Raw genomic sequence first — 12,510 nt, forward strand, 5'->3', positions numbered from 1 at the left:
ATGGAGAATTGGTTAACTAAGCGTGTCTTGCTTTCACCAAAACAAACGGCGGTAGTATTTGATGGGCAAGAACGAACTTTCCAGGAATTAGATCAAGACGTCCAAAAGTGGGCAAAGCATTTAGCTGGTCTGGAACATTTACCGAAACGAGTTGCAGTTTTAACCGGGAATAATCTGACTGGTTACGAGATTATTTTGGCCTTACAGCAACTTGGTCGTACGCTAGTGTTGTTAAATAGTCGCTTGGCCAGCGACGAGTTACAGTTTCAGCTGGATGATGCGGAGATTCAGCTGTGTTTAGTTAGCGATGAGTTAGTGGCACAGTATCAATTAAAAGTTGAACAACAGCTCACTTTCACCGCTTTGCGTCAAATAAAAGCGGCCAGGGCACAAATAATTAGTGACTTTGTTGAAGATCAAGTAACGACTATTATGTACACTTCAGGAACAACTGGTCGGCCCAAGGGTGTTCAGCAAACGTTTAAAAATCATTTTTACTCTGCGGTGGGTTCAGCCTTAAATCTTGGTTTAGGAACTGATGATAATTGGCTATGTGCAGTACCTATTTTTCACATCAGTGGTTTTTCGATCATGATGCGCGGCTTGATTTACGGAATGACCGTTACACTGTTTGATCAATTTAACGCCGGAAAAGTTGCGCAGGCCTTGGCCCAGCAGCCAGTGACAACAATGTCAGTAGTGCCGTATATGTTGAAACAATTATTGGCGCTGCAACCTGTGGTACCGTACAATCCGCGATTTCGTTGTTTACTGCTTGGTGGTGGGCCAATTGATCGAGAAACGCTAGAAGTGTGCCAACAACGGCAAATTCCGGTGATTCAATCTTATGGCATGACCGAAACGGCTTCCCAGGTAGTCGCGTTGAGTTTTAAGGATGCACCACGCAAGATTGGTTCGGCTGGCAAGCCGTTATTCCCAGTTAGCGTTCGAATCCAGGGAGCAAGCCAACCTGGCCAAGTTGGTGAAATATATTTGCAGTCGCCTACATTAACGCCAGGTTATTTAAAGCGGCCGGCTAAAAATAAGCAATTGTTGGCGGCTGGCTGGTTTAAAACGGGCGATCTAGGTTATCTGGACGCAGAAGGATTCCTGTTTGTTAAGGGTCGAGAAGGCGACATGATTAGCTCTGGTGGTGAAAATATTTTCCCTAACGAGGTTGAAGCGGCCTACGTTAATTTTCCAGAATTAAGCCAAATAGTGGTTGTTGGTGTGGTGGATGAAAAATGGGGCGCACGACCAATTGCCTTTGTGGCCGGAACTAGGCTGACAGCTACGGCGTTACGTGAATATGGGCGGGCACATTTAGCCCACTATAAAGTACCCGTGGTATTTTACCAAGTGGAAGATTTTCCGCGAACGGCAAGCGGTAAAATTCAGCGCCGGCGACTACTAAACGCCCATTATCAGCAAAACAAGTTATAAAAATAGCGCCAGCTAAGCTAAAAAATTAATTTTGGTTTAGCTGGCGCTATTTTGTTGGTTACTGTTCACGTTGTAATAATCGGCGCGTTAATGTTTCTAGTGCCTGGCGTGCAGGCGTTTCCGGTAACATTTTAATATCCAATAAGGCTTGGTCAGTTAATTCATTGGCCATGGTGCGTGCTTGAGCAACGCCATCACTCTTTGTGACCAAGTCCTGAATTGTTTGTAAATCAGCCTCGGTTAGCTGAATACCCCGTTTTAAGTACGGGCGTAATTTTTCTGGTTGTGCCTCAAGGGCAAACAATAACGGTAATGTGTAAATTCCTTGTTGAATGTCTTGAAGGATTGGTTTACGAATATCTTGTTGTTCACCAGTGTAATCTAAAACGTCATCTAAAATTTGGAAGGCCAAGCCAATCGAACGGCCAATTTGTTCTGCCGATTCCACAATAATCATGTCAGCGTGGGCCAATTTAGCACCTTGGGCACAGGCAAGGGCAAAGAGCTTTGCCGTTTTGCCTTCGATCTCTTTTAAGTATTGATCCACCGTTTCCTTTAAATGATAGTTCAGATCGTATTGATCTAACTCGCCGTCCAAAATACCGTGCATGGCGTGGGTATTAACTGCGATGTCATTAAAAGTTTCCGCTGATTTTAAGACTTGGTCAAAATATAGTGTGAATAATAGATCACCAGCGTAGATTGCGTTTCGATTACCAACCCGCGTATGAACCGTCTGCGTTCCCCGGCGTTCAGGCGCCTGATCAATGACATCGTCGTGAATCAGGGTTGCCAAATGTAATAATTCAATTGCGGCAGCACCAGCTTGCAGTCTTTCCTCATTTTGGTCAGGTCCAAATTCACTGAACAAGTAAAATAGTCCAGCGCGGATTAGCTTACCACCATGACGCAACAAAGACTGTACCCGCTCATTCACTGCCGGTTGTTTGATTCGTGCAGCTTCAATCAAGTAAGGTGTCAAAGCTGTTAATTTAGTTTGAATGGTGGGAAAATCATCCCAGATTTGAAGCGCCATAGGGAAATACCTCTGTTTTCTTAATATCTAGTTACTTATTATACGTTAAATTTAGCAATTTCAGCAGTTAAATGCTCAGAAATTGGCATAAAAATGTCAGTAAAGTAATTATTAAAGTCAACTTTTGCCTTTGGATTTTGCGTTTGCTTATTAGCTTTTTGCATAGCATCGTTACGCATCATTGAAATTAAGCTATCTTTAATGTGATACAAGTGCTTTTCAAGTTTACCATTACTTTTACTATATTTGATTAAATAGTAATAAAAAACTTCATAAAAAGTATTATCTAGGTCCCAAAAGAAAGTATTACGCAAAACACGATCATTCATTGCTTGCGCAAATAGTTGGTCAGCAACAATCTCGTTTTGAGCAAATGAAGCGGCAGAACTTGCGATTGCTTTGATTTCTTGGTTGTCGGACATGTAACGAGAAAATTGTTCGACGTCACTGTCAGGCAATTCGAAACCGACTGTTTTTTTACGTTCGGCAAGTGAAAGCTTTTGGATCTGTTCCGCAAATTTGGGCTGAATTTTTTGACTATCGATAATTAAATCATTTTCGACATCGTCTAATAATTTCTGATTGGCCTCCAAAAAAAGGTTAACCTGGTCCCAAATTTTAGGGAAAGTTTGGTTAAAGTTTTTAAATAGGTCGTCAGTTGTGGTAACAATTTCACGTTGAACCTTTGCGTTTTCAGTGTGGGGCTCAAATTGCACGACTAAAGGCAGCGCCAGAGTTTCATCACTAGCAATTGTGCCTTCTTCTTTGCGCTTTTTAGCGGTGTAGTCACGTAATTCCTGCAAATCTAATAGGCCGAGTGGCGCGATGGTTAACTCGGAATTAGTTGTCATTATTTGTAGCGCAAAAGGTGACCCTGCATCCTGATTTTTAATAAACGCCTTTAGAGCAGTCATTAATTTGGATTGGTTTTGCAACGTGTTTTCAGGATCGGCATAAAAGCCAGAAGTGTAAATTGGTACATTTTCATATTTTGCGTTTAATTTATCTTGAATATCCATAATTATCAGTCCTTTTGTGGCAGATGTTCAGCTAAAAAAGTTTCGCCAGTTTCAGTTAGTTCGGCGTTATGTAAATCAACGCTGGCAACTGGTTTGTCAGTGCCATCTTCAATTATGGCATTACGTAAAAATTTTTCAGCGACCGCATCCTGAGCCGTTTGGTAAAGCATTGATGCCGGATTGATACTGCGGGCGCTGCGAAAACGGTGCCGCTTAACGTCATTTAGGATGCCAGTGAGTTCTTCGGTTCGACTAACATTGTGTGCCATGATGAGTCCTCCTATTTATGAGTCAATTGTAACGACTTAACGTCTTCTGTGGCGGAGAAAAGTGAAGAAGTGTAGTAATGATGCTAATAAAATAAAGAAAATTAATACGAATGAAACGTAGGTTGCCCAGAACTTACCGGCGGCGAAAACGCCAAAAATTAATTGTTGTAGTCCCATTGTAACAAGTGCCATTGCGGCAATCATGCAAAATAATTCTAGATATCGTTTCAATGTGTTATCATCCTTTTTCTTTTTAGCGGTTATTTTTGCACCCCAACGTTCACATAACGCTAGTTTTTGCGGATCAGCCTTTTCTTGGTTCCAAGTGCCAGTGCCAACAATTTCGGTAACCTTGATTAAGCCTGCGCCGGTAAGGGCACGATCAATTGTTTTGAAAGTGTCGTCAGTAATTCCAGTGAAGAAATTTTCAAAACTGGAAATAAAACAAGTCGTAATCGATAAATAATGTTTATCTTTAAACTGAGCGGGTAAAGTGTCTGCCTTCTTAGTCATGCGTACCATCCGCGGCCGCATACAATCAAAGAAGTTCTTCATGATGCCGGATAACGCACCCCAATAAGTTGGTGCGGCGATGATCCAAAAATCACTTTCTTGTAACTTGGTTTCTAATTTATCTAAAACAGGATTTTCCTGGCCTGTATCAGGTTTGATATCATAGTCAGCAAGATACAGCAGTTCATAACTGTCTGCGTCCGGGATTCCCTTAGCTGTCGCGGCCAGGTACTGCGCCGTGATACCATCCTTTTTATGAGAACCTAGAATACCTAAAACTTTCACAATTGATCACTCCAACTTTATGTAACAATCTTCATCTAATAGCATAACGATTATCGGACCGAACGACTATTAGGGTTTTACCCAAAAGAGCGCTAAAAGGACTGGGAGATTCTGAGGATTAGCCTAGTTTGCCGGATTATTTGCGCAGCGAATGATCCGACAAACGTAGCTAACCGCAGGAATCTAGTCCTTTTAGCGGGTTTAGAATAGAAAACTTGTCCCAAGTCGTATTTGAAAAAGGTGATTTGGCTGTTGTAGCTACTATTACGCAATTGAGGATTATTAGCACAAAACGCTAATAATCTAGATGCTTCATACGTTGTCCATTCAACTACGGCGAAAACCGCCAAGTTGAAACATGGCAACCGCAGGAATCTGCTTTTCCAAACACGTTTCCATCAAAATAGGTCGGCAAACGTAGCTAACCGCAGGAATCTAGTCCTTTTAGCGCGTTTAGAATAGAAAAATTTTCACTAAGCCATTCTGCCAAGATAACCAAAAAAAGTCTGGAACAATTATCCAGGCTTAATATTGTCATTTTAAAAATCAATCAGTCCGTGGTGCAAAGCGTAATGAACCAATTCTACCCGGTTCTTAAAGCCTAATTTACGGTTGATGCTAGCTTTGTGGGCTTCAACGGTTTTGGTTGAGATAAATAATTTTTTCGCGATTTCTTTATTTGAATAGCCAAGCGCAATTAAGGGAAGAACTTCCTTTTCGCGGCTAGAGAGATCTGCGTATCCTTTCATTTTGACATTAACTTTTTGTGAATTGATTTCAGCTAAGTCCGTTTTGGTCAAAATAATATTTTGATCAACGTAGGTTTGGTGATTAGCTACGGATTTAAGCGCGCTTAATAATTCATCATCGGACGAACTTTTTAGAACATACGAATTAGCGCCGTTTTGCATCGCTTTGTCAATGTATTCCTGTTCTTCATGCATTGATAAAATGACAATCCCCATCTTAGGGTAGCGCTCGCGGATTCGTTGGGTCGTGATTAACCCACTTTCACCAGGTGGCATGTTTAAATCAAGAACTATAATATCAACGTCAGCGCGCTCAATCTGAAGAAAAGCTTCATTACCATTTGCTGCCTGGGCAACAACTTGAAAATTGGCTTGCTGATTAATAAGAAATGACAGACCACTGCGAACAATTGCGTGGTCATCGGCGATTAATACCTTGTGCAAGTGCGTGGCCTCCATAGTAACAAATTGAAATGAGCCAAATCTAAGTTTGGGTTAAATTGAGACAGTAACTGTAATTAAGGCACTAAATTGTGTTTGGTAAATGCTTTTACTAGTATTTGCCAAACACAATCTTGACTAATGCTCAAAACCTGGGGTCTTTCCAAACACTCCCTATTTTTAAAAAGCAGCTTCCTGTATCTTGTTACTTAAACCTGATTTAGCCCATAATTATACTGTAAGATTAAGCAATGGGAAATTCGGCTTTGACAGTTGTGCCTTCACCAATTTTAGAGTTGATTTGAAAAACGCCGTTTAGGGCTTTGACACGCTCATTCATATTCATTAGGCCCAGTGAGTGCCCATTAAAACTAAGGTGTTTTTGAACATCAAACCCTGATCCATCATCAATTATTTCTAAGCTAATTCGGTGGTCGTGAGCGACTAGCATGAGGTTGATTTCATTAGCCGAAGCGTGTTTGATGGCGTTGGTCATGGATTCTTGTGCAATGCGATAGAGGACCGTTTGGACATCTTCCACCAAATTAAGCTGATCGGCGTTATGTGAAACTACCATAATAGCAATTCCGGTATTTTCTTCTAAACGCTTTGCTAGGGCCTTTAACGCGGACTCTAAACCAAAACTATCAAGGACGGAGGGCCGAATATCTAAGGCCATTCCTTTCACTTCTTGAAGTGTTTCGTATAACTGCTTTTCAATCAACTTGGTTTGGTGATTGAAAGCAGCATCATCAGTGTGACTAGTTGCCGGATCCAAATGACGGATACCCATAATGGCAGAATAGACACCTTGAGCAATACTATCGTGCAAGTCCTGTGACAGACGTTTTCGTTCTTCCTCATGAGCACGATTAACGTACTGGACTAACTTTCGTTGTTGGGCCAATTGATCCATTCGTTGCATTAACGCCTCACTTTTTAGCGTTAATGAGTAGACTTTTTTGGCGTGATCTAGCTCAGAATAAACCACAAAGAAGGAGAAAGATTGGCCGTCCTTTGACTTTAAGGTAAGCGGAACCGAAGTCTTGGCCATTCCTTTGACAACACAGTTGAAACAGTCATCAGTTTTTGTTCGTTGTTGTTTGACGACGGCCTGCATAAGTTCAGTAATGTAAGTGGTGCTCAAATCATAATCAGCCTGTAGTGTCTGAGCTGCTTGGTTAGAAACTAGTAGTTGATCGTCTTGAAAAATGAAAATAGCATCGGCCGTTTCACTGAAGTTTTTCTCAACCCAATTAGCAGATTCTAACAATTTTTTCACCTCCAAGGTAAAAAATAAAATAGCGAAAAAAAACGTGACAAGGTAAGCCTCATCACGTGAATAGTTAAGAATTATTGGAATGCGTTAAGTATTCCTGCAACACGTGACTGGAGTGAACAGTGACACGTTGGTGATTACGATAACCAGCAAGTAAAACACCGCTGACCAACTGATCGCTATCCAAAATTGGGATTGCGACGGCATTGGTTAGATGCTCTACCATTGTGATTGGGCAGGAAATATAATCGGTATATTGATGGTGTTCAAGGTCGTTTTCAATAAACGGCTCACCGGTGCGAACAACTAGGCCAGCAATGCCGATACCACTTCGTAAAACGATTCGCCGAAAACGTTCGTTAGTGTTACCAGCAGCAAAGCGCCAACGGATTTTCCGTAGGCCCGTTACTTCCTGCAACGCTATACTAACAAAATCGAAATCTTCTTGGTGGTAGATAGTTTGAACAAGATTATTGAAGACGCTCTCTTTTGCGATCTCTTCATCACCCATATCAGTGTCACTCCTTTCTGAGTATAGCATATTTGGGTTCTTTTTTCGGGACATTTCGATTTTTAGGCTCATTAATCCGCAGAAAAATAACTGTCTTTAGCTGGTTTTACTTCTGGATCAATAAATTGATGGTAGTGATCGTAGTCGCGCCGAATTGGTTGGATTTGCTGTTCTAATTTTTCAATGGCCTCGTCTTGTTCTAAAGTTCGGAGGTCAGCGCGTTGATCTGCAATATCATTTTCCAGTAATGTTCGCCGAATTCGCAAATCCATTAAGGTGATTTGGAGTAATTTTTGAAAATCAGCGTCGCTCATATCTTCTTTAGTTAACATAATTATCGCTCCCAAGTATTTAAATTTGTGAAGGCTTGACTAGTTGAAAAGGTTAGTGGTCGACAACGTTGCTTAATGAATACTTGTAAGCGCCGCTGATCTTGGGCCAAGGCTGCCGCCACTTCTTGATGACTAGTTTTAAAGTGCGCCAACGTATAGTGATTGTATTCTGGTGTTTGGACGAAACTATCATTTACCGCCAGTAGCCGCTGTAAAATCTGTGGTGTCAACCAGGGATAGTCGGTGGGCAAGAGTAAATAATCTTGCTTGGCGGTGGCCTGCTTAGTAGCCGCAAACAAGCCACCTAAGGGACCAGCGGCCAAGAAGGGCTGCTGATCCTGGATGATTTCAACCGTGGCCGGTAATAACTGCCGGATTGCGGTACTGTTGGTTGTGTTTGCGGCAACAATGATTTGACTAACAAATGGTTGTAGTAAATTGGTGGCGACTTGAATGTTAGGCTGGCCAATTTCAGGAACGGTAAACAGAGCCTTGTCTTGACCAAAACGTTGTGATTTACCACCGGCCAAAATAAGGCCGATTGTTTTTTTAGGCCTCGTCATTAAATTCAAAGTGGCCACTTTTACCACCATCTTTTTCAACAAGGTGAATGTTAGAAATTATCATACCGCGATCAATTGCCTTACACATATCGTAAATGGTCAATAGGGCAATCTCACAGGCAGTTAGGGCTTCAATTTCAACGCCAGTAACGTGTTTCGTTTTAACGGTAGTAACTGCCGTGATGGTGGTTTTGTCGTCGTCACTAAAGTGAATATCGACGCCGGTTAAAGGAATTAAGTGGCACATGGGAATTAAGTCGCTGGTTTTTTTAGCGGCCATAATTCCCGCAACTTGGGCGACGGCCAAAACGTCGCCTTTTTTCATAGTACCAGCGTGAATGCGTTCTAAAGTTGCCGGCTGCATTATGATTTGGCCAGTTGCTTTAGCAATGCGAAAGGTGACGTCCTTTTGCGTGACGTCCACCATTTTAGCACGATTTTGGTCGTTGAAGTGGGTTAATTCGGCCATGTTTGTCCTCCTTGTAAAAAATGATTAAACCAAGCTTCGCGCTTAGTTGTTGTTGAAAAATCAATACAGTCTGAAAATTCAGGCTGGGTGAGACTGGCAAAGGCCAAAACGTGGGTTAATTGCGTAAAATCACTTACTTTTTCGCCTGGGCGTACCAGCACTAATTTTGGATAATTAGCTTCTTTAAAACCTTCAAGCAAACAGAATTGATCAGCCTGGCGGTACTGTACCACTAGGTCGGCCGCCTTCGGTTGTTCGGTTATTTTCTGATGGAGCATGATACCCTGAGCGGTTGCCAAAATGGTGGTTGCCGCGCCAGCCTGACTAAACTTAGCGGTATCCGTTTGTGGCTGATCCATGCTGGCATTGTGGGCGTCGTGTTTTAGCACAATAACTGGTTGCCCGCGCTGTTTTAACACGGCCAGAAAGCTTTGAATCGTTGTTGTTTTGCCACTTTTTTTAAAGCCGACTACTTGAAAGGGAGTAACCATGTTTCCACCTCGGCGTTTAACGCGATTGGTTCGTGACTGTGGGGAATTTTGAATAAGCAAGTGGTTGATTGTAAATTGCCCAGATCGCCGGAACGATCGCTGCCGTTAAGTTGAACGTAATAGCGGCCATCTGCTGCCAAGCGGTAAGTTCCCCGTAATACCTTATCGTAGCCGTTTGTTTTGTGATACGGCTTTTCCAAAATGGCGGTGACTTTTTGTGACTTAGAGGCTTGGTCAACGTAACGGCGTAAAACTGGTTCAGTAAATAAATAAAAGCCAGTAAAGCAAGCGCCAGGATTACCTGATAAGGCCATGACTAAAGTATTTTGGTCAACAAAAGCAGTTGTGACACTACCTGGTCGTAATTTTAATTTATTGAATAAAAGTTCGTCCGAATTGCGAGCGGCCTCGGCCAAGTAGTCGAAGTCGCCAACAGAAACGCCGCCATCGGTAATGACAACATCGTTATTGGCACGCAATCTTTTTAGGTTGGATTTTAGTAATTCATAGTCGTCTTGTAGCTGAATTTCTTCAGTTAAAATGGCGCCACTTTCTTTGACCAAATTAGCGATCATTGGACCGTTGCTATTAAAAATTTTACCGGGTTGTGGCTGATCACCTTGATGAAGTAATTCAGTTCCCGTTGTGATTAATGCCACGCGTGGTTGGCGGTAGACTAGCACTTTGGATTGGCCAAAGGCACTTAATAGACTTAAACCACCAGGATTTAGTTCCGTGCCAGCCGCGATTAAAAGATCGCCTTGTTTAAATTCTGAGCCGGCTGGGGTAATATTGTCATTTTTGCCAGTCACCATAATTTTGACCTGCTCTGGCCGATCTGGTACGGCGCGGGTTTGTTCAAGCATAATAACTTTGCCAGCGTTGTCTGGAACAAAGGCGCCAGTCATAATGCGTGCCGTTTCGTTTTCACCAAGATCACCATCGAAAGTTGCGCCGGCCTGAATTTCGCCGCGAACTTTGAAAATCTTTGGGTAGTCATGATCGTCTTCACTGCGAATTGCGTAGCCATCGTAGCCAGAACGACGAAAATTTGGATAATCATAAGTTGCGCGGCTATCTTCCGCTAAAATACGGTGATTGGCCTGATCAATCGAAATTTCCTCGGTTCGGCGGTAAACGGGAAGTGCTGCTAATTTGGCCTGTGCTTCTTCAAGTGTAATTGGATTTCTACGATCTAACATTTAATAACCTACTTTCGTCTTTCAAATAATAAATGACTAAATTCCGGCAAAATTAATTGATTGAGCGCCGTTTTGCAAGCGTTGGTTGAACCAGGTAAAACAAAACAAAGTTGTTCCCGGGTGTTAAAACCAGCCATTGCCCGGGAAGCTAACGCGTGCGAGCCGATTTCACTGTAGCTTAGACTGCGAAAGGCCTCGCCAAAACCTGGAATTGGAACGGACAATAAGGGTTCAAGGGCTGGGAAAGTAACATCGCGCTTAGCAATGCCCGTTCCCCCGTTTGTAATTAATAAATCAATTTTTAGCTGTTCTAATTGTAAAAAGGCACTTTGAATTTCAACAACGTCGTCCTTCACAACTAAACGTTTGGCCATTTTAACTTCTTGTTCGGCCAAAGCCTGGCTGATGTACTGACCACTTTTATCGCTGGCCAGACTTCGGGTATCACTGATTGTTAAAATTGCGGCGGTTGTCATGATTGAATTGCTCCTTTGAATAAATGCCACAAATCGCGGTAAACGATTTCTGCCGCGTTTTTGTTGGCTAAATCATATAAGTGTAGCTTGCCCGTTTTAAAGTAACTAACAGTTGCACCGTGCCACTGAAAATTGATGAAGGCTTTAGTGGCCTGAAAAGTGACGTGCTCCTTTTTTAGTAGGTTGCTGATTGCGGCTAATGGTACTGTGGTAGGCAAATAAACGGAATAAGCCTGACTACCACACATGGTTCGCAGTAACGTGCGATCAGTTACTGGAACCGCCACTTTTTCCTGGCTACAAATTGGACAAGTAGACTGTTTTTTGATTTGAAATTGTTGCTGACTTGCCGGCCAACAGCTGATGGTCATCAACTGGTTATTGGCAACGTGGCCTTCAACAATGTAGCGCATGGCCAGGGCAATTTGTTGTGCTGAAACTAACGGAATTAGCGGGGTTGCAACGCCTAAAACATCGCAATCACGCTCTTTTAACTGGGCCAAATTGGGAAAGGCACAGTTGAGGCAAGGGCCATGGCTTGGGTCAATGAACATTAAATTACCGGAAACACCAGCGCAGCCAGAGAAGATGTAAGGAAAGTGTTGGTTTAGCGCCAATCGATTAAGTGTGTCGCGCACGCTAAAATTGTCGGTACAATCTAAAGCCAAGGTTGGCTTGTCCATTTGGGCCAACAATTCCGGTCGAAGTTCAACCGGGAAAGTGGTGACGGCCACTTCATGGTTAATTTGCCGAAGCACATGTGCGGCCGCTTCAACCTTGAAATTGGCTTGGGCGGCGTCAATTTCAGTAAAAAGCGTTTGTCGTTGGAGGTTGGTTTCACTAACAGTGTCCGGGTCAACCAAGTAAAGTTGTTTAACGCCTGCGCGAACTAGCTGTTCGGCTGCATAGCTGCCTAAAGCGCCGCACCCAACGATTAAAATGGTACTGGCACTAATTTTAGCTTGCCCGGCCGCGCCAATTTGTTTGACGCGCGCTTGCCGATCGTAACGATCCATTAGTGGATGTCCTCCTTTCAGAGTGCCGCAAAAGGCGTCCAGGTTCTGAGCATTAGCCTAGAGAGTGTTTGGAAAAGCGTTTAGATTCTGAGGATTAGCCTAAACAGACGAATTACCTTTGAAAAAGGTGATTTGGCTGTTGTAGCTAACCGCAGGAATCTGCTTTTTCAAGCACGTTTACACAAATTAGCGTTAACACGTCTTAGACAAAAGGCTACTTTTACGGTTAATTAGTTTCTAACGCCCCAGACGTAAAAAACAGCTTAATAAGCACCTACATCTGAGTTAATTCAGCCTTAACAGCCTTTAGAAAAATAGGTTAGCCCCATCAATAAAATGAAATCTCTTACATTCCAACTAAAATTAGCACAAAAAAGGACTAAAATTTCCTGTTTTTGCGAAAGATCGGGCAATTC

15 protein-coding genes are annotated in these 12,510 nt (G+C 42.6%); 1 reads left to right on the forward strand and 14 read right to left on the reverse strand.

What is annotated here, in order from left to right:
* Positions 1 to 1,443, forward strand: coding sequence for an o-succinylbenzoate--CoA ligase (locus tag EKM98_RS01155; protein WP_125979910.1), 1,443 nt, complete (start codon positions 1 to 3; stop codon positions 1,441 to 1,443).
* A gap of 58 nt (positions 1,444 to 1,501) precedes the next feature.
* Here the strand turns inward: EKM98_RS01155 and EKM98_RS01160 are convergent, their stop codons facing one another.
* The 14 genes from EKM98_RS01160 to EKM98_RS01225 all read right to left on the reverse strand — a co-directional run bounded on the left by EKM98_RS01160 (position 1,502) and on the right by EKM98_RS01225 (position 12,094).
* Positions 1,502 to 2,479: a polyprenyl synthetase family protein gene (locus tag EKM98_RS01160; protein ID WP_125979912.1), complete on the reverse strand. Its 978-nt coding sequence runs from the start codon at positions 2,477 to 2,479 to the stop codon at positions 1,502 to 1,504.
* A gap of 38 nt (positions 2,480 to 2,517) precedes the next feature.
* Positions 2,518 to 3,498 carry a hypothetical protein gene (locus tag EKM98_RS01165; protein WP_125979914.1) on the reverse strand — a complete coding sequence of 327 codons (981 nt, stop codon included), beginning with the start codon at positions 3,496 to 3,498 and terminating at the stop codon, positions 2,518 to 2,520.
* A 5-nt stretch (positions 3,499 to 3,503) separates the two neighbouring features.
* On the reverse strand, positions 3,504 to 3,767 hold the full coding sequence (locus EKM98_RS01170) for a hypothetical protein (protein WP_068279074.1): 264 nt from the start codon (positions 3,765 to 3,767) through the stop codon (positions 3,504 to 3,506).
* A 36-nt stretch (positions 3,768 to 3,803) separates the two neighbouring features.
* Positions 3,804 to 4,565, reverse strand: a complete 762-nt coding sequence (locus tag EKM98_RS01175) for a flavodoxin family protein (protein ID WP_125979916.1) — start codon at positions 4,563 to 4,565, stop codon at positions 3,804 to 3,806.
* A gap of 539 nt (positions 4,566 to 5,104) precedes the next feature.
* A complete protein-coding gene (locus EKM98_RS01180; protein WP_125979918.1) occupies positions 5,105 to 5,758 on the reverse strand; it encodes a response regulator in 654 nt (217 codons plus the stop codon).
* A 241-nt stretch (positions 5,759 to 5,999) separates the two neighbouring features.
* The gene (locus EKM98_RS01185; protein ID WP_125979920.1) at positions 6,000 to 7,028 is read right to left on the reverse strand and encodes a sensor histidine kinase; all 1,029 of its coding nucleotides are present in this window, start codon (positions 7,026 to 7,028) and stop codon (positions 6,000 to 6,002) included.
* A 73-nt stretch (positions 7,029 to 7,101) separates the two neighbouring features.
* Complete coding sequence (locus EKM98_RS01190; protein WP_125979922.1) at positions 7,102 to 7,545, reverse strand: GAF domain-containing protein; 444 nt, start codon at positions 7,543 to 7,545, stop codon at positions 7,102 to 7,104.
* A 71-nt stretch (positions 7,546 to 7,616) separates the two neighbouring features.
* The gene (locus EKM98_RS01195; RefSeq protein WP_068279051.1) at positions 7,617 to 7,877 is read right to left on the reverse strand and encodes a hypothetical protein; all 261 of its coding nucleotides are present in this window, start codon (positions 7,875 to 7,877) and stop codon (positions 7,617 to 7,619) included.
* Positions 7,878 to 7,879: 2 nt separating this feature from the next.
* Positions 7,880 to 8,458 carry a molybdenum cofactor guanylyltransferase gene (locus EKM98_RS01200; RefSeq protein ID WP_164512642.1) on the reverse strand — a complete coding sequence of 193 codons (579 nt, stop codon included), beginning with the start codon at positions 8,456 to 8,458 and terminating at the stop codon, positions 7,880 to 7,882.
* Complete coding sequence (gene moaC / locus EKM98_RS01205; protein WP_125979926.1) at positions 8,427 to 8,909, reverse strand: cyclic pyranopterin monophosphate synthase MoaC; 483 nt, start codon at positions 8,907 to 8,909, stop codon at positions 8,427 to 8,429. The genes EKM98_RS01200 and moaC overlap by 32 nt, the downstream gene beginning before the upstream one ends.
* Positions 8,897 to 9,400, reverse strand: coding sequence for a molybdopterin-guanine dinucleotide biosynthesis protein B (gene mobB / locus EKM98_RS01210; protein WP_125979928.1), 504 nt, complete (start codon positions 9,398 to 9,400; stop codon positions 8,897 to 8,899). The genes moaC and mobB overlap by 13 nt, the downstream gene beginning before the upstream one ends.
* Positions 9,379 to 10,602 carry a molybdopterin molybdotransferase MoeA gene (locus EKM98_RS01215; RefSeq protein ID WP_125979930.1) on the reverse strand — a complete coding sequence of 408 codons (1,224 nt, stop codon included), beginning with the start codon at positions 10,600 to 10,602 and terminating at the stop codon, positions 9,379 to 9,381. The genes mobB and EKM98_RS01215 overlap by 22 nt, the downstream gene beginning before the upstream one ends.
* A gap of 8 nt (positions 10,603 to 10,610) precedes the next feature.
* On the reverse strand, positions 10,611 to 11,078 hold the full coding sequence (locus EKM98_RS01220) for a MogA/MoaB family molybdenum cofactor biosynthesis protein (RefSeq protein WP_125979932.1): 468 nt from the start codon (positions 11,076 to 11,078) through the stop codon (positions 10,611 to 10,613).
* A complete protein-coding gene (locus tag EKM98_RS01225; protein WP_125979933.1) occupies positions 11,075 to 12,094 on the reverse strand; it encodes a HesA/MoeB/ThiF family protein in 1,020 nt (339 codons plus the stop codon). Before EKM98_RS01225 ends, EKM98_RS01220 begins: the two co-directional genes overlap by 4 nt.
* Between the last annotated feature and the right edge of the window lie 416 nt (positions 12,095 to 12,510).

This window comes from Loigolactobacillus iwatensis, assembly GCF_003950295.1.
Lineage (GTDB): Bacteria > Bacillota > Bacilli > Lactobacillales > Lactobacillaceae > Loigolactobacillus > Loigolactobacillus iwatensis.